Origin of the sequence: Alistipes ihumii AP11, from assembly GCF_025144665.1 — a bacterium.
In the GTDB taxonomy this organism is placed as follows: Bacteria; Bacteroidota; Bacteroidia; order Bacteroidales; family Rikenellaceae; genus Alistipes_A; species Alistipes_A ihumii.
The window spans coordinates 118,688-135,960 of the sequence record NZ_CP102294.1; the positions used below are offsets into that span (position 1 = coordinate 118,688).

At 56.9% G+C, this 17,273-nt stretch carries 12 protein-coding genes; 11 read left to right on the forward strand and 1 reads right to left on the reverse strand.

The genetic code is table 11. The annotated features are described in order from the left end of the window. The first annotated feature begins 734 nt into the window (after window positions 1–734). From NQ491_RS00515 to NQ491_RS00545, 7 genes are all read left to right on the forward strand, one after another. Entirely contained in the window at window positions 735–1,796 is a 1,062-nt protein-coding gene (locus NQ491_RS00515) for an alpha/beta hydrolase (RefSeq protein ID WP_026089562.1), read from the forward strand. A gap of 467 nt (window positions 1,797–2,263) precedes the next feature. Continuing rightward, window positions 2,264–3,316, forward strand: coding sequence for a cyclophilin-like fold protein (locus NQ491_RS00520; RefSeq protein ID WP_019245322.1), 1,053 nt, complete (start codon window positions 2,264–2,266; stop codon window positions 3,314–3,316). Between the two features lies 1 nt (window position 3,317). Next, window positions 3,318–3,890 carry a DapH/DapD/GlmU-related protein gene (locus NQ491_RS00525; protein ID WP_019245321.1) on the forward strand — a complete coding sequence of 191 codons (573 nt, stop codon included), beginning with the start codon at window positions 3,318–3,320 and terminating at the stop codon, window positions 3,888–3,890. Window positions 3,891–3,975: 85 nt separating this feature from the next. Further along, window positions 3,976–5,076 carry an iron-containing alcohol dehydrogenase gene (locus NQ491_RS00530; RefSeq protein WP_232423186.1) on the forward strand — a complete coding sequence of 367 codons (1,101 nt, stop codon included), beginning with the start codon at window positions 3,976–3,978 and terminating at the stop codon, window positions 5,074–5,076. Window positions 5,077–5,089: 13 nt separating this feature from the next. Next, on the forward strand, window positions 5,090–6,085 hold the full coding sequence (locus NQ491_RS00535) for a flavin reductase (RefSeq protein ID WP_026089560.1): 996 nt from the start codon (window positions 5,090–5,092) through the stop codon (window positions 6,083–6,085). A 6-nt stretch (window positions 6,086–6,091) separates the two neighbouring features. Further along, window positions 6,092–6,910, forward strand: coding sequence for a carboxymuconolactone decarboxylase family protein (locus tag NQ491_RS00540; protein WP_019245318.1), 819 nt, complete (start codon window positions 6,092–6,094; stop codon window positions 6,908–6,910). Window positions 6,911–6,924: 14 nt separating this feature from the next. Next, window positions 6,925–7,494: a flavodoxin gene (locus NQ491_RS00545; RefSeq protein WP_026089558.1), complete on the forward strand. Its 570-nt coding sequence runs from the start codon at window positions 6,925–6,927 to the stop codon at window positions 7,492–7,494. Window positions 7,495–7,997: 503 nt separating this feature from the next. On the opposite strand, the gene NQ491_RS00550 is transcribed toward NQ491_RS00545, so the two are convergent. Next, the gene (locus tag NQ491_RS00550; RefSeq protein WP_019245316.1) at window positions 7,998–9,524 is read right to left on the reverse strand and encodes a peptide MFS transporter; all 1,527 of its coding nucleotides are present in this window, start codon (window positions 9,522–9,524) and stop codon (window positions 7,998–8,000) included. Window positions 9,525–9,654: 130 nt separating this feature from the next. On the opposite strand from NQ491_RS00550, the gene NQ491_RS00555 reads away from it, so the two are divergent. From NQ491_RS00555 to NQ491_RS00570, 4 genes are all read left to right on the forward strand, one after another. Further along, the gene (locus tag NQ491_RS00555; RefSeq protein WP_019245315.1) at window positions 9,655–11,691 is read left to right on the forward strand and encodes an alpha-amylase family glycosyl hydrolase; all 2,037 of its coding nucleotides are present in this window, start codon (window positions 9,655–9,657) and stop codon (window positions 11,689–11,691) included. Window positions 11,692–11,946: 255 nt separating this feature from the next. Next, window positions 11,947–14,559 carry a glycoside hydrolase family 2 TIM barrel-domain containing protein gene (locus tag NQ491_RS00560; RefSeq protein WP_019245314.1) on the forward strand — a complete coding sequence of 871 codons (2,613 nt, stop codon included), beginning with the start codon at window positions 11,947–11,949 and terminating at the stop codon, window positions 14,557–14,559. A 675-nt stretch (window positions 14,560–15,234) separates the two neighbouring features. After that, on the forward strand, window positions 15,235–16,302 hold the full coding sequence (locus NQ491_RS00565; RefSeq protein ID WP_198283033.1) for a hypothetical protein: 1,068 nt from the start codon (window positions 15,235–15,237) through the stop codon (window positions 16,300–16,302). A gap of 16 nt (window positions 16,303–16,318) precedes the next feature. Continuing rightward, complete coding sequence (locus tag NQ491_RS00570; RefSeq protein ID WP_034282739.1) at window positions 16,319–17,164, forward strand: histidinol-phosphatase; 846 nt, start codon at window positions 16,319–16,321, stop codon at window positions 17,162–17,164. The last annotated feature ends 109 nt before the right edge of the window (window positions 17,165–17,273 follow it).

Genomic DNA, 17,273 nt, shown 5'->3' on the forward strand with positions numbered 1-17,273 from the left:
TTGCAGGTAATTTGGTCAATGAGCGAGGAAATTTATCCCGGTTGGGTGTCCTCCCCGGATTTTCTGCGTCGGAAGCGGCACTCTCGGTATGGCTTCCGAATCTATGGGCATTGATAGACTGTTCAATTGCGAGAGTATCAGTCTGAGATTCTTCGTTTGATATCTCGTCGGCAATATAATTGACGGACGAAAATTCACGGCATTTCTTTGTGCTGCCATTCGCAAAAAGATAGCAGAAAATACGGATGGTGGTGAAGATTACTTCCGTACTAATAGAAATCGGTCGCCCTGTTCGCGCCGCAATTTTCTCTTGCGTCCGGAGGCATGGAAAGCGCCGGAAGATGCCGTCGCTGTCATTTCCGTCGTCGGAGACCGGTACGATGCCGGGCAGCAGCGGCAGGCTGCTAAAGAATCTGTAAAAAGGGTAGTATTATCCGGAATCGGTCTACCGTCCGGACGGAATGCGCCCTTATCTTTGCATAGAAGAAAATAGCGGAAGGTATTGCGTTATCGCCGCATGATGCCGGTGTCGGCCGCGCCGGCTTCTGTCGGTCGGACGATCGGGGGCGGATGGGTGTTGTGTGGCATTGCAAAAGCGCGACCCTTGTGCGAGGTTGGCGGAACGGACGATGACTGCGCTCGAATGTGTGTCTGTGCGGGGACGATTCGTACCGGCTGAAACTGAAAATGCGGGGCGAAGGATATTGTATGAATAATGTTTAAATAGGATAACTATGAGGATACAAGCAATCGTCATGCTGACATTACTGACCTTGACGCATGTCGCGGCGCAAGAAACAACTGTTAAATCGACGGATATGGAGGCATTGGAATTGACGCGGGAGTGGGACAAGACATTTCCGCAGAGCGATCGGGTGGAGCATTCGAAAGTCACGTTCCACAATCGCTACGGCATTACGCTTGCCGCAGACCTTTATAAGCCGAAAAACGGACGGGAGCCTTTGGCTGCCGTCGCTGTCAGCGGTCCTTACGGGGCGGTGAAAGAGCAGGTGTCGGGCCGCTATGCCCAGACTCTTGCCGAGCAGGGCTTTCTGACCATCGCTTTCGATCCTTCCTATTATGGCGAAAGCGGCGGTACGCCGCGTTATCTCACGTCGCCCGAAATCAGTACGGAGGATTTCAGCGCGGCGGTCGACTATCTCTCGACCCGTGAGGACGTCGATCCGGAACGTATCGGAATCTTAGGCATCTGCGGCTGGGGCGGGTTCGCGCTCAATGCCGCGGCCAACGATCCGCGCGTCAAAGCTACCGTAACCTCTACCATGTACGACATGAGCCGCGTGAATGCCGACGGATATTTCGACGCCATGAGCGCCGATGACCGTTACGAGCTGCGCGAACGGCTCAACGCTCAGCGCACAGAAGACTACCGCAACGGCAGTTACAAACTCAACGGCGGCGTAGTCGATCCGGTTCCCGAGGACGCTCCGCTTTTCGTGCGTCAGTATCACGACTATTACAAGACTGCGAGAGGCTATCACCGCCGCTCTCCGAACTCCAACGGAGGAATCACCGAAACCAGCGCCCTGTCGTTCATCAACATGCCGATTCTTTCCTATATCGGGGAGATCCGCAGCCCCGTGCTGCTGGTTCACGGCGAGAAGGCTCACTCCCGATATTTCAGCGAGGATGCGTACAAGAGGCTGACCGGAGACAACAAGGAACTGCTGATTGTTCCCGGAGCCAACCATGTCGATCTGTACGACAATCCGGATGCGATACCGTTCGACAGGATAGACGAATTTTTCCGGAAATATTTAATGGATAAGAGATAAACCGTCGCACATGGATCGCAGAAACTTTCTGAAAACGGCATCGGATTTCGGCCGCCTGCCGCCGAATACGAAAGAGTCGTTTCGACTGCCGATCAGCTCGAAGTAGCATTCCCAAGTCCGGCAGACCGAGGCGGTGCGGGTCGCGATACAGATGGAGGCGTAGAGACCTTTGGCCGAGGAACGGATTGTTTGCGGACGAAACGTTGACAGGAATCGGTCGGTAAATACGGACCGGTCGACGGCGCAGGTCGTGCTGCGATGGCATTGGCGGCGCGGAGTCGTCGCCATTCCCAAGACGGTGTATCGGCGGCGAATAGGGGAGAACTTCGGAATAGGGGATTTTACGCTTGCGGCAGAGATATGGCTGCTATCGCGGCGATGGACGCCGGCCGTAGCTTGATCCTCGATCGGCGTGTCTCCTCTGAGGTGGAACGATTGTATGATGTTGAATGTAAAATGGATGACCGATGAAAAAGTTATTGTGGATTCCGCTGTTGTCGGTTGCTCTGCTGTCTATGGCGGCCTGCGGCGGAGATGGCGGCGAGCCGTTTGCGCCGGGACAGTCCGGAGCGTCCGAACGACCGGACGAAGAAAACGGCGATAAACCCGATACGCCGGCACTCGGCGATAGCGGACGCTATTTGGTGCTTTATGCCTCGCGCACGGGCAACACCGAACGTGTGGCGCAACGGATTCAGGCGACACTCGATTGCGATATGCTTGAAGTGGAGCCGCAGGAGCCTTACGATAACGATTATAACGCTATGCTGGAACGAGCGCAGGAAGAGCTGGCGGCTATCCGTCAGGGCAATTTTCCGCCTGTCAAAACCTCGATGGAGAATTTTGACGATTACGACATCGTATTCGTCGGTTATCCGATCTGGTACGGCAGCATGGCGACACCGATGCAGACGTTCCTGCACACCCATGCCTCGAAACTTGCCGGAAAACGAATCGCATTGTTCGCCACCAGCGGCAGCAGCGGCATTTCCGCTTCGGTCAGCGAGGCCCGCAGTCTTTGCCCCGATGCGACGATCATCGACCGAACCCTGTTGCTGACTTCTGAGAGTCTGTCGCAAATGGCGACACGTGTTCCGGTATGGCTCGACGAAATCGGGGTGAGCCGGGAAGAACCGGAAGAACCCGATACTCCGGCCGCAACCTCCCTGAAAGTGAACATCACGGTCGGCGACCGCACGATTACCGCCACGCTGGAAGATAATGTCGCCACGCGGGATTTCCTTTCCCGTCTTCCGTTGGAGGCCACGCTGGAAGGTTACAACAATACGACCGAGAAAATCTTCTATCCTTCTCCGGCCCTTCCGACTGAAGGCGTAACGCGCGGTTGCGCCCCTATGCCCGGAGACATCACGATCTATGCGCCGTGGGGCAACGTGGCGATTTTCTGCAAGAACTGGTCATACAGTAACGATCTGATTAAAATAGGCCGTATCGACGGCGACGGTATCGAGGTCCTGAATGTCGGTGGCGACATCCGAGTGAAATTTGAAAGAGAGTAATATGACGACAAAAGATTTCAAAGAATACGTGAAGACGGGGCAAGCTCTCGACACGGAGGAAATCCATCGTTTTATGGACGAAATGAGCGACGAGGCGCGTCGTATTACGTTCCGGTTGAATACGGCTTATCGTACGCCAGACGAAGTGCGCGAATTGCTTTCCGAGTTGTTCGGTTATGAAGTACCGCAATCGCTTCGCGTTTTCCCTCCGCTTTATGCGGATTTCGGGAAAAACATCGCCGTAGGCGAGCATGTATTCATCAATGCCTGCTGCCATTTTCAGGATCACGGCGGAGTCACGATAGGCGACGGTTGCCAGATCGGGCATAATGTGGTCTTTGCCACGCTCAATCACGGGCTTGCACCCGAAGAACGCAGCCATACTTATCCCGCACCCATCGTGCTGGGCGAGAACGTATGGGTAGGCTCGAACGCGACCATTCTGCAAGGCGTGACCATCGGTGACAATGCCGTTGTTGCGGCAGGAGCGGTCGTAACGAAAGATGTGATGGCAAATACTGTCGTCGGAGGCGTTCCGGCAAAGTTTATCAAAAATATCGACGACAAGAAATAACTTTAAAACGAATTGATATATGTTAGGCGATTTCACTTTTCACAACCCTACGAAACTATACTTCGGGGAAAATTCATTGGAGAATTTGAGTAAAGAACTGGGCAAGTACGGAGAAAAAGTCATGCTGGTGTACGGCGGCGGTTCCATCCGCAAAAACGGTATTTACGATGCGGTACAGGCGGAACTCCGCAAAGCGGGAAAACAGACGGTCGAATTGTCGGGCGTCATGCCCAATCCCACGATCGAAAAGGTCATGGAGGGCGTGGCACTTGCCAGGAAAGAGGCGGTGGATTTTATCCTTGCCGTCGGCGGCGGTTCCGTCTGCGACTATGGCAAGGCGGTAGCCGGTTCCGCCTACTGCGAACAGGACCCGTGGGAGTATTATTTCAACAATTTCGGAGAAATGACCTGTCGCTGGATTCCTGTCGGCTGCGTGCTCACGATGGCGGGAACGGGATCGGAAATGGACAGTTGTTCCGTCATCTCCAAGCACAGCGAGAACCGGAAGAAGTTCTATTACTTCCGCAATCCCGATTTCTCCATTCTCAACCCCGTTTACACCTATACCGTTCCCAAGCATCATACGGTGGCCGGTATTTACGACATCATGTCGCATATTCAGGAACAATACCTTTCGGGGACGGACGACAATACGACCGACTACATCGCCGAAGGGCTGATACGCTCCCTTGTTGTCAGTTCCCGGAAAGTGCTCGGCAATCCGGAGGATTACGAAGCGCGCAGCAACATCATGTGGACCGCGACATGGGCTTTGAACGGGCTTCTCGCCTGCGGGAAGCCCACCGACTGGATGGTACACATGCTGGGGCAGGCTGTTGCCGCCTATACCGACGCAACGCACGGACACACGCTCTCGGCTGTCAGCGGGGCTTATTACCGTCTGCTCATCGAGCGTTCCGAAGATGCGGCGAAAAAATTCCGCCGACTGGCAACCTCCGTGTGGGATATTGTTCCCGCCGGAAAGACGGACAAGGAAATCGCATCGGAAGGGCTCGCACGGATGGAGGACTGGATGCGGGAACTGGGACTGGCAATGGACATCACGGCCTGCGGTGCCGATCCGTCGCAACTCGAAGGTATGGCCGATGCATGCCCTATCAACGAAACCGGTTATGTTGTCCTTACTCGTGAGGATGTGATCGATGTGTTACGTCAAAGTCTTTAATACAATTTTGAGGATGAGAAAATCGATATCGACCATCTTGTCCCTCTCTCTTTTATTGTCGTGCAATACGCAACCGGCAAAGGAGATAAACAAACAAAACGGCACGGAAATGGGAAAGAAAAATATCGGAAGCCTGCTTGCTCTCTATCCCAAACCGATGACGGTCGTCGGTGCGGAGGTCGAGGGCAAGGTGAACTGGCTCGTCGTGGGGCATACGGGCATTATCGGTCACGACCGGATTCTCGTGAGCATGAGCAAAAACCATTATACCAATCAAGGGATAAAAGATTCCAAAAAACTTTCTATCAACCTTGTCGGTCGAGAAATGCTGCCGAAAGCCGACTATGTGGGCAGCGTGAGCGGCGCATCGGTCGATAAATCAAACATATTCGAATACCATTGGGGCGAGAACGGCACGCCCGTAATCGACGCGTCGCCGCTGACGATGGAATGCGATGTGGTGGATATTTACGAAACGGACGGATTCGACAATTTCATCTGCTCCGTTGCCAACACCTATGCCGCTCCCGAAGTGCTCGACAGTGCCGGCAGACTCGACTATACGCGGTTGAAACCCGTGCTGTTCGAGTTTCCGACTTATTCTTACCTCGCTACGGGAGAGGTGATCGGCAAATGTCTGAATCTGGGCAAGGCGCCGGGCATGTGCGTCAAAGAATCCATGACGGCCGACGGTATCGTGCGCCTGTCGAAAATCGAGGTTTATCCGCAGCATCTCGACGAGTACATGAAATACGCAACCGAGGTGGGCGAAGTCTCCCTGCGTACCGAACCGGGCGTATTGACAATGTACGCAGTCAGTGAAAAGGAAAACCCTTGCAAGGTAACCATTCTTGAGACCTATGCGAGCCGTGAAGCATACGAGAAGCACATCGCCTCGGAGCATTTCCAAAAATACAAACAGGGGACGCTGCACATGGTCAAGTCATTGGTGCTGTCCGACCAGACGCCGCTCAACCCCGCAAACCGAATCAATAATTTCATTCAGTAAGGAATAATGAACCGAATCATTTTAATCTCAATATTCAGCATTCTGACATTCAATGTTATGGCACAGGAAAAGATAGTACAGACAGCAGGGCGCGACCAATTAGGCGAGTTCGCTCCCAAGTTTGCGGAACTCAACGACGACGTTCTTTTCGGCGAGGTATGGAGCCGCACCGACAAGCTCGGTCTTCGCGACCGCAGCTTGGTAACGATTACCTCTCTTATCAGTCAAGGTATCACAGACAACTCGCTAATATATCATTTGCAGTCGGCGAAGAACAACGGCATCACCCGCACCGAAATCGCCGAAATCATCACGCATATCGGTTTTTACGCGGGTTGGCCGAAGGCATGGGCGGCATTCCGTCTGGCCAAAGACGTATGGGCGGAAGAGACGACCGGCGAGGATGCCAAGGCGGCATTCCAACGTGAAATGATTTTCCCCATCGGCGAACCCAACACGGCGTATGCCAAGTATTTCACCGGCAACAGTTACCTCGCACCGGTTTCGCGTGAGCAGGTGAATATTTCCAACGTGACTTTCGAGCCTCGCTGCCGCAACAACTGGCATATTCATAAAGCCGCGAAAGGCGGCGGGCAGATGCTTATCGGTGTGGCCGGGCGCGGCTGGTATCAGGAAGAGGGCAAACCGGCGGTAGAGATTCTCCCCGGCACGGTCATCCACATTCCTGCCGGCGTAAAGCACTGGCACGGTGCGGCAGCCGACAGCTGGTTCGCGCATCTCGCATTCGAGATTGCAGGCGAGAACGCTTCCAACGAGTGGCTGGAGCCGGTTACGGATGAGGAATACGATCGGCTTCAAAAATGAAAATAGGTTTTCTTATGCATAAGGTCATTCTCGCATTATTGGCAATGGTAGGAGCGGCTGCGACGTCATATGCGCAGCAGGAACAGGACATGAGTGGAGGGTATCCGAACCATAGAGTCCTGGTCGCCTATTTCTCGGCGACGGGAACGACGGCCCGCGTGGCCGGCAAAGTGGCACAGGCGACGGGCGGAGAGCTCTATGCGATTACGCCCGCAGAGTCTTATACGAGCGCAGACCTCGATTGGAACGACAAGCAGTCGCGCAGTTCGGTAGAGATGAGCGATCCGGCGTCGCGTCCGGCAATCGGCGGCGAGGCATTGAACGCGGACGGCTACGACGTGATTTTTCTCGGTTATCCCGTTTGGTGGAATCTTGCGCCGCGTATCGTCAATACGTTCGTCGAAAGTCACGATCTGAACGGCAAAACGGTCATACCGTTCGCCACCTCGGGGAGCAGCGGCATCGCGAATAGCGCGGCGGCGTTGAAAGAGACATATCCCGACATCGATTGGAAAGAAGGGAAACTGTTGAATCGGGCGAGCGCCGGCGATATCCGCGAATGGGTCGGTAAGCTCGGGTACTGACCTGCCGGGAAGAAAGCGATACCGGCCCTGCCGGCAGGACGGTGAAGCGCTGCTGTTGGGGGACGGCAGGGGGATTTCCGTGCCGATGAGGGAAATCGGCGGCGTAGCGTGTTTTTCCGGGGCGAGAGGCAGATCGTACCGGAAAAGGAAGGGGATGGGTGAGATCGAGGACCTCGGGCGGAAAGAATGACGGTATGGCAACCGGGGCGAGTACGGCAGCCGGGGTGAACACGCGAACCCTCGGTCTTCGGAACGTGGTTTGCGGCCGCAAACCGCAGATGGCTGGCAGAAAGTGGCGAAAATCCTGAACTCTCATCGCTTCCTGCCTCGTTTGATTTTCGTTTTTCGTGAATCCGGCGCGGATAACGGAAAAGAAAATCCCTCGTTCCGTTCATAAAAATACGACAGCCCGAAAGGTCGGGCTGTCGTATTTTTCTATCAAAGTTCTCCGTATGGAGACCGGTTCGTTCCGCAGAACGAAAAAGAGTCCTCGGCGGGAGCCGTTATTTCGTAATACGGTTGAGCCAGCGGAGCATAGCGAACATGACCGTCATCGAAATCAGGCAGACGGCGACGAACACGCCCCACGTCATCCAAATCGGAATCGTCTCGTAGAAAATCGCTCCGATGAACAGCAATTGATTGCCGACCGCCGTAGCTCCAAGCCATGCGCCCTGCATGATGCCCTGATATTGGGGAGGAGCGACCTTCGACACGAACGAGATGCCGAGCGGGCTGATGAACAGTTCGGCAACGGTCAGGATCAGGTAGGTTCCGATCAGCAGGAACGGCGTCACGCGCTGAGCCTCCGAAAGGCCTCCCATGCGCTCTACCTCGGCAGCCGGCGGCACGCCGAGCGAGCCGAGCATCATCACTACGTAGGCGACGGCGGCGATTCCCATTCCGATCGCGATCTTGGCGGGCGTCGAAGGCTCTTTGCCCCGGGCCCGCATCATACCGAAAAAGGCCAGCACGAGCGGCGTGAGAAATACGACGAAGAACGGGTTCATCGACTGGAATATCTCGGCGGAGAGCCCCAGCGAGCCGATGCTGAGTCGGGTGTAATCCTTAGCGAAATAGGTCAGTGTCAATCCGTTCTGGTGGAACGAGAACCAGAAGAAAATCACGACGGCGCATACTGCGATCAAAGCCCAGATACGCTGCCTGACCTCCTTGGCCGCCATGCGTACTTCGCCCGGATCGATCCGAGAGCCCGTGCCCGCAGCCTGAGCCTGACGGGGATCGGGCAGGCTTTTCTTATTCGCCAGAAAGATGACCAGCGATATGAGCATGGCTGCGATGGCTACCCCGAAGGCATAGTGGAAGCCGGTGGCGAAAGCGCTCAGATAGCTGTCGGCGAAAGCCGTCATGTCGGTCGGCGCGCCGTTGCTGCTGACTTCGGCGGCCAACGCGGCGAAACGCTCCGAGGCTTCGGGCGAAAGGTTGCCCCCGAGGAAGCCGTGGCACAGCTCCGGCAGGTCGGGATTGTAGAGGAATCCCTTGGTCGAGAGCCACCAGTTCCGCACTCCGATAGCCACCATAGGAGCGAAGATGGCCCCTACGTTGATGAACATGTAGAAGAGCGAGAACCCCGAGTCGCGCATCTTGCCGTACTTCTCGTTATCGTACATCTGTCCTACGAGCGCCTGAAGATTTCCTTTGAACAGACCGTTGCCGAACGCGATCGTGAACAGTCCGATGCATGTGACGGTCAGATACAGAGGCAGGTTGCGGACCGGCGTGGGCGTCGGAATCGCGATCAGCAGATAACCTGCCGCCATAATTACCAGTCCCGTCAGAATCGTCCCCTTGTAGTTTCTGGTCTTGTCGGCGATCAGGCCGCCCACGAACGCGAGAATGTAGATCGAAAAGTAAAATACCGAATAGATAATGCCGGCGTTGGTTTTGTCGAGCCCGAATTTGGACATCAGGAACAAGGTCAGAATCGCCATCATCGTGTAGAAACCGAACCGTTCCCCCATGTTGGCCAGCGCAGCCGGCAGCAATCCCTTAGGATGGTTTTTGAACATAGTCAGATTGGGTTTATGAGTTTTGGAATTGTTTCAATCAGACAAATATATGATAAAATCTTCGTATATATTGCCCGTTCTGTGAAATTTGCCTAACTTTAGTATCCGATAACGATAACGCGAGGCATCTATGGAAAACGCACTGGAAGAACTGCCGATCGTCGAGCGCGACCCGTGGCTGAGAACTTACGAAAGCGCTCTTCGGAGCCGCTATGACCTCTACCGCAGGCGACGGGACGAGATCGGGCAGGGAGGCGATTCGCTGCGGGATTATGCCAACGGCTACCTCTATTACGGTTTTCAGTACGATCCGGCTCTGAAGGGCTGGCATTTCCGCGAGTGGCTGCCCGGGGCCGAGGACGTCTACCTGTTCGGCGACTTCAACGGCTGGCAGCGTACGCAACTGCGGTTGCGCAAGGATCCCGACGGCGTCTGGAGCATTTTCCTGCCCGACGAGAGCTTCGGCGACCGGCTCGTGCACGGCTCGCTGGTCAAGATGCTCGTGCACGGCGCCAACGGCTGGCTGGAACGCATACCGTCCTATATCCGGCGCGTCGTTCAGGACCCCGTGTCGAAAAACTTCACGGGTCAGCTTTGGGCTCCGCCCGTTCCGTTCGACTGGCAGGGCGACGCTTTCGACATCGCTTCGGTGGGCGACCTGCTGATCTACGAATGCCATGTGGGCATGGCGCAGGAGGAGCCTCGCGTAGGTACCTACGCGGAGTTCACCCGCGACGTGCTGCCGCGCGTCAAGCGCGACGGGTACAACACGGTTCAGCTGATGGGCATAGCCGAGCATCCCTATTACGGGAGCTTCGGCTATCATGTGAGCAATTTTTTCGCGCCCTCGTCGCGCTTCGGCACGCCCGAGGAGCTCAAGGAGCTGATCCGGACCGCGCACGGCTTGGGTCTGGGCGTTATCATGGATCTGGTTCACTCGCACTATGTCAAGAACCTGAACGAAGGGCTCAACGAGCTCGACGGGACGAATCACCTCTATTCTCCCGCCGGCCCGGCGGGCGATCATCCGTTCTGGGATTCCAAGCTGTTCGACTACGGCAAGGAGCCGGTGCGCCATTTCCTGCTGTCGAACGTCAAGTATTGGATGGAGGAGTTCCATTTCGACGGCTTCCGCTTCGACGGCGTCACGTCGATGATCTACACGCATCACGGGCTCACGGAGTTCGACGATCCGGCCAAGTATTTCAGGGAAACGGACCCGGAGGCGATCTGCTATCTGACGTTGGCGAACGCCCTGATACATGAGCTGCGTCCGCACGCGGTGACCGTCGCGGAAGATGTCAGCGGCATGCCCGGTATGTGCTACCCGGTCCGGGACGGCGGCGTCGGGTTCGACTATCGGCTCGCCATGGCCGTTCCCGACTTCTGGATCAAGTTGCTCAAGGAAGTGCCCGACGAGGATTGGGATATCTGGCGGATGTGGAACACGATGACCGACCGCCTGCCGGACGTGGGAACGGTCGCCTATTGCGAATCGCACGACCAGGCCCTCGTGGGCGATCAGACGCTTGCTTTCCGACTGATGAACAAGCAGATGTATACCGATATGAACCGCGCGGCCGAAAACCTGCTGATCGACCGGGGCATGGCGCTGCACAAAATGATCCGTCTGTTCACGATCTCGCTGGCCGGGCAGGCCTACCTGAATTTCATGGGCAACGAGTTCGGACATCCCGAGTGGATCGACTTTCCCCGCGAAGGCAACGGCTGGAGCTATGCGCACGCGCGAAGGATGTGGAGTCTGGCCGAGAACGGTTTTTTACGATACAGCTATCTGGGCGAGTTCGACCGCGCGATGCTGAAGCTCGTCCGCCGGTACTCGATCCTGAGCAGCGGCTATGCCTACAATCACAAGATGGATACCGAGAACAAGACGGTCGTTTTCAGCCACCGGGATATCGTATTCGTGTTCAACTGGCATCCCGACCGGAGCCTGCCCGATTATCCGGTTCCCGTGCCGGAGGCGGGGCGCTACCGCGTGCTGATGAGCACCGACGACCGCGAGTTCGGCGGGTACGGCCGGATCGACCATTCGGTCAAGGCGTTCAGCTTTCCGCAGGTATGCCCCGACGGCGCGACCCGGCCGCATATCCTGATCTATAACCTCTCCCGTTCGGCTCTGGTTCTGAAAAGGATGAGCCGTTGATTCCGTTGCCGGCGGACCTGAGTGTGCGCTCCGCATGCAAGGCCGGACCGGGCGGATGAGGGGGCGTGCCATGTCGTTATCGGCGAGAGATTCCGATGGCAGCTCTGTGAACCGTGTGTTTCGCGCCTTAACGATTAACCGGAAATACCTTGTTGAAAACGTGTCTTCCCGTCGGCGGGAAAAGAGTCGCGAAATGCGTCGGCGGGCGAAAAAATCGCTATTTTTACTCGACTTAACCGACTAACCTGAAATCCGATGAAAAAGATGCTGATGCTCGCCGGCCTGCTCTTTACGGCCTGCGCTGCGCTTGCCGGTCCCCGGCTCCGCTACACGATCAACGAACACTGGAAATTCTTCAAAGGCGAATGTCCCGGAGCCGAGGAGCCCGGGTACGATGTCTCCCGCTGGGAAACGGTCGATCTGCCTCATACATGGAACGTGGCCGACGTCGAGGACGAGCCGTACGGTTGGTACCGGGGGGCGGGCTGGTACGTGCGCGACCTGCCGATCGACTCGCTCGCCGGAGACCGCCGGATATTCCTCTCGTTCGGGGCGGCCAATACGGTCGCCTCCGTGTGGGTGAACGGCCGTAGCGCGGGCGAGCCGCATATAGGAGGATATACGCCTTTCGCTTACGACGTGACCGAACTGCTTCGTGCCGGTGCCTCGAACCGGATCGCCGTCCGCGTCGACAATTCGTATAACGAGCAGATTCCGCCGCTCGCGGCCGATTTCACGTTTTACGGAGGTATCTACCGCGACGTGGAACTGATCTGCACCGATCCGGCGCACTTCGATGTGCTGAGTGCCGGGACCGGCGTATATCTGAGCACTCCGGACGTTTCGGCCGGGAGCGCTACGGTCGAGATCCGCTCCGATTTCCGTTTGCCGGAAGGTATGCGGGGAATTTCGCTGCGCCACACGGTGTTCGATGCCGACGGACGGAGCGCGGCTTCCGTATCCGAGAAACTGAAGCGAGGACAGGCCGTTTCGACCCGGACCGTGACGCTCGACTCTCCCCGGCTGTGGGGACCCGACGATCCGTATCTGTACAGCGTCCGCTCGGAGCTGGTCGGCTCCGACGGCCGCGTGCTGGATCGCGTGACCAATCCGCTCGGAGTCCGCACGTTCTCGTTCGACGCCGAGCGGGGATTCGTTCTGAACGGCGAGCCGCTGAAGCTGATCGGTACGAACCGGCATCAGGACTATCTGCATTACGGCAATGCGCTGACGGCCGAGATGCACCGCCACGACCTGAAACTGATGAAGGAGATGGGGTCGAACTGCCTGCGCATCTCGCACTATCCGCACGATCCGGCGGTGCTCGAGATGTGCGACCGATACGGCCTGATCTGTTTCGAGGAGATACCGGTCATCTGCTATATCACGTGCAGCGAGGAATTCGAGCGCAACAGCCTGTCGCAGATCGGCGAGATGATTCGGCGCGATTACAATCATCCCTGTATCGTCGCTTGGAACACGAGTAACGAGGTAACCCAGCCGCGTCCCGAAAGCCGGCAGTGGACCGACGTGCAGAAAGAGGAGTACGACGCCTATCTGGCGGCTTTTCTGGGCCGTCTCGAGCGGTTCGTTCAGGATGCCGATCCGACGCGCGAGTCGATGATCGTGCTGTGCTACGATCCGGTGACGAACGTCCGGAAAGGGTTTCATCAGGCCGAGCTGATCGGCTATAACAAGTATATCGGCTGGTACGAGGGCGAGCTCGGCGATTTGCAGGGTTTCCTGGATCGCTACCGGAGCGCCGAGCCCGGCAAGCCGATGTTTCTGTCGGAGTACGGGGCGGGAGCCGACGTGCGCATCCATTCGTTCGAACCTTCGCTGTACGACCACAGCGAGGAGTTTCAGATACTCTATTTCAAGCATCATCTGAAAGTGCTGATGGAGAACGACTTCGTTGCCGGAGCTACGGTCTGGAACTTCAACGATTTCAATTCCGAGTCGCGCGTCGATGCCATTCCGCATATCAACGAGAAAGCGCTCGTCACGGCCGACCGCCGGCCGAAGGCGAGCTATTATTACTATAAGGCCGTGCTGTCGAAGGAGCCTTTCGTATCGATTCCTACGCAGCAGTGGAAGGTCCGGGGCGGACGCGAGGATGCGCCGGACGCCGGCGTCTGCACGCAGCCGGTCGAAGTGTTTGCCAATACGCGGCAGGTGGAGCTGTTCTTAAATGGCCGCAGTCTCGGCGTGCAGCCCGTCGAGGAGCATTGCGCGCAGTTTCGCGTTCCGTACCGTTCCGGCGAGAACGTGCTGGAGCTGCATTCGCGCTCGGACGACGGGCGGGAGTTGCGCGATGTGCTGAAGATCGATTTCCGGATGCAACCCTATGATTTCCGCAGCGGACGGATGCCGTTCGAAGAGATCGCCGTTAACTGCGGCTCGCCCTGTTTTTTCAATGATGCGACTAAAAACGATTACCTGTGGTTGCCCGACCAGCCGTATAGGGAAGGAAGCTGGGGGTATGTGGGCGGCCGCGTCTATCGTCGGGACGGCAAGCGCCTTGGCAGCGATCATAATATCATGGGTACGGCGCTCGATCCGCTGTACCAGACCCAGTTGCGAGGCGTAGAGTCCTATCGTTTCGACGTGCCGGACGGCAACTACCGGCTGACATTGTTGTTTGCCGAGCTCGACCGCGCCTCGCAGGCCGACCGTAGCTTCGATATCGTCGTCAATGGCCGGACGTTGGCAGAGGATGTCGATCTGGCTGCGCGCTACGGAGTCGACCGGGCCGTGTCGATCAGCTACGACGTATGCTCGGAAGAAGGGCAGGGCATCCGTGTCGATTTTCCTGTCCGTCGGGGCGAGGCCGTTCTCAACGGAATCATGTTGAGAAAAGTCTATTAGCGGGACGTGTTCGGGAAAGCGCCCGGATAAGGGCGTGCCGCTCTTCCGGGAATCGAACGGACGAAGGGGTGCGGCCGTGCCTAGCGGAGGTGGCGTGCGTCGGGACGATCGTTTTTCCTGTGCGCATCGTTTGGCGGCTTTTGCCCCGCCGGCAGAGAATGAACCGGATAGTGCGGGGACGCGACGGAAGTATGCCGCTGCCCGAAAGCGGCCGTTTTGCCTGCCGGAAAGCGGACCTGAGCAGATCGAGAATCGACTCCCTTCCCGATGAGTCCTTTCCCGTAGGTACGAGCCGGACAGTCCCGGACATATATCCGAATCCGATGCGTATGAGGAACTGCCTGCGAGGTATTTTGGGGATTCCTCGGAACGAGCGTCATAAAGCTTCCCCGTCATTGTCCGATTGCAGAATGGCCCGCGGCGCTATGGCCTTTGTCCGGGGAACTATTCGCCAAGGGACCGTGTCCGACGCAAAAAAACGAAGGCGAGCGGACTCTCGTCTCTGCGCTCGGTCAGCTCCTCTCGGGAGCGAAATACGGCGTATTTGCGCTCTGGCCCGGAAAATCGGACGGTCCGGATGCGCCGGTTTCGATATTATCGTGTATCTTTGTTCCGTCATATGCCGGAAACCGTCGCCGCACTGGGGCGCCGGACGGCCCGAACTTACATGAATCCATGATGAAACGCATTGCACGAATTGCCGCGGTCTCGGCGGTCCTTATGGGTCTCGCTCTGCCGCGTGCCGTCGCTCAGGAGCTCGTCTGGGGCGCCTACTTCGATTTTTTCTTCGATAACAGGGAGTATAAGAGCGAACTCAACTGGCCCCAGTCGCTGTTCGGCGCCCGGATCGCTCCCGAATTGGGCGTGAGCTGGGACGGACGTCATTCGATCATGCTGGGGTACAGCATGCTGGCCAATTTCGGCGCCAAGCCGTTCGAGACCGACAACGAAATCTTCGGTTATTATCAGTATGATTCGCCCAAGTTCAAGGCTTATGCCGGCGTGATTCCCCGCTATAAGGAGATAGGCGACTATCCGAGCGCCTTTCTGAGCGATTCGGTCAGGTACTTCGATCCGAACCTGACGGGACTGTTGCTGCAATACCGGGGCGGCCGGGGATACGTCGAATTCGGTTGCGACTGGAACAGTATGATAACCAATGAAAAACGCGAAAAATTTCTGCTGTTTTCAGCCGGACGTATCCGTTACGGCCTGTTCTATGCCGGCTATCATCTGACGATGTACCACCACGCGGGAACCTATCTCGAAGACGGAGTGGTGGACAACGTGCTGATCCACCCGCATGTGGGACTCGATCTGGCCGAAGTCGCCCGGATGGAGAAACTGTCGGTGCAAGCCGGATGGCTTCAGGCTTTCCAGAACGACCGCAAGTATGTCGGGGAGTATGTCACGCCGCACGGATTCCAGCTGGAGATCAAGGCGCAGAAGTGGAAGTTCGGTATTTTCAATACGCTGTATGCCGGCAAGAATCTGATGCCCTACTACATGACCGACAACCCGTCCCTCGACTACGGTCCGGGTCTCTATTGGGGCGAGCCTTGGTATCGTACGAACCGGATCTACGACCGGCTCGAACTCTATTGGCAGCCGCTCTGCAACGAAACGATGAAATTGCGCGTCGCCTCCGTGCATCATTACGACGGTCATAAATGGGGCTGGCAGCAGAAAGTGCTCTTTACGGTCAATCTGGGGCAGCACCGCGTATTCAAAAAGAAACCCTGACGCGACGAGGGCGGCCATGACACGCAATCTTACCAACTATCACAGCCATTGCTCGCTGTGCGACGGGAGAGCACCGATGGAGGATTTCGTGCGCGAGGCCGTGCGCCGCGGATTCGCCTCTTACGGCATCTCCTCGCACGCGCCGCTGCCTTTCCCGGCCGTCTGGACGCTCGACCGGGGCGACGTGACGACCTATCTTTCCGAAATCGAACGGCTTAAGCGTTCGTATGCCGGGCGGATCGAGCTGTACGCCGGCATGGAGATCGATTATTTGGACGAGTGCGACAATCCTGCCTCCGATTACTTCCGGCAGCTTCCGCTCAATTATCGGATCGGGTCGGTCCACCTGATGCACGCCGACGACGGCGGCATCGTCGATATCGATACCTCGCCGGAACGTTTTGCGGAGATGCTGAGCGGGCGTTTCGGCGGCGATCTGCGGCGGCTGACGACCGCCTATTTCGACAAGCTGATCCGGATGGTCGAGGCCGGAGGATTCGATTTCGTGGGTCACGTCGACAAAATATCCTACAACGCCGAACGCTGCGAACCGGGGATCACCTCCCGAGGTTGGTACAGGGACAAAGCAAGGGAGTGTTTCGAGCGGATCGCCGCCCGAGGGCTGATGGTCGAGATCAATACGAAAAAATATAACGCCTGCGGAGTTTTCTTTCCGAACCGGGAGCACTTCGGCCTGTTGCGGGAGCTGCGAATCCCCGTGCTGGTCAACTCCGATGCGCACCGTCCCGAGCTGATCGACGATGGCCGGCACGAAGCGATGGCGGCCCTGAGGGAAGCGGGTATCCGCGAAGTGATCGAGCGCGTCGGGAACCGTTGGGTACCTGTAGAAATCGTTCTGTAAGCGGAACGGTCCGGCTGACTTATCCGTGTTTCGGCTACGGTAGGGCTGTGCAAGCCGTTCTCCGTTCCCGGATTTACAGCGCGTAAAAACAGATGAACGAGTATAATCG

Excerpts from the sequence above, each read along its gene's own strand:
- NQ491_RS00515 (WP_026089562.1), top strand. The coding sequence starts at position 735 with ATGAGGATACAAGCAATCGTCATGCTGACATTACTGACCTTGACGCAT.
- NQ491_RS00520 (WP_019245322.1), top strand. The coding sequence starts at position 2,264 with ATGAAAAAGTTATTGTGGATTCCGCTGTTGTCGGTTGCTCTGCTGTCT.
- NQ491_RS00525 (WP_019245321.1), top strand. The coding sequence starts at position 3,318 with ATGACGACAAAAGATTTCAAAGAATACGTGAAGACGGGGCAAGCTCTC.
- NQ491_RS00535 (WP_026089560.1), top strand. The coding sequence starts at position 5,090 with ATGAGAAAATCGATATCGACCATCTTGTCCCTCTCTCTTTTATTGTCG.
- NQ491_RS00540 (WP_019245318.1), top strand. The coding sequence starts at position 6,092 with ATGAACCGAATCATTTTAATCTCAATATTCAGCATTCTGACATTCAAT.
- NQ491_RS00545 (WP_026089558.1), top strand. The coding sequence starts at position 6,925 with ATGCATAAGGTCATTCTCGCATTATTGGCAATGGTAGGAGCGGCTGCG.
- NQ491_RS00550 (WP_019245316.1), bottom strand. The coding sequence starts at position 9,524 with ATGTTCAAAAACCATCCTAAGGGATTGCTGCCGGCTGCGCTGGCCAAC.
- NQ491_RS00555 (WP_019245315.1), top strand. The coding sequence starts at position 9,655 with ATGGAAAACGCACTGGAAGAACTGCCGATCGTCGAGCGCGACCCGTGG.
- NQ491_RS00560 (WP_019245314.1), top strand. The coding sequence starts at position 11,947 with ATGAAAAAGATGCTGATGCTCGCCGGCCTGCTCTTTACGGCCTGCGCT.
- NQ491_RS00565 (WP_198283033.1), top strand. The coding sequence starts at position 15,235 with ATGATGAAACGCATTGCACGAATTGCCGCGGTCTCGGCGGTCCTTATG.
- NQ491_RS00570 (WP_034282739.1), top strand. The coding sequence starts at position 16,319 with ATGACACGCAATCTTACCAACTATCACAGCCATTGCTCGCTGTGCGAC.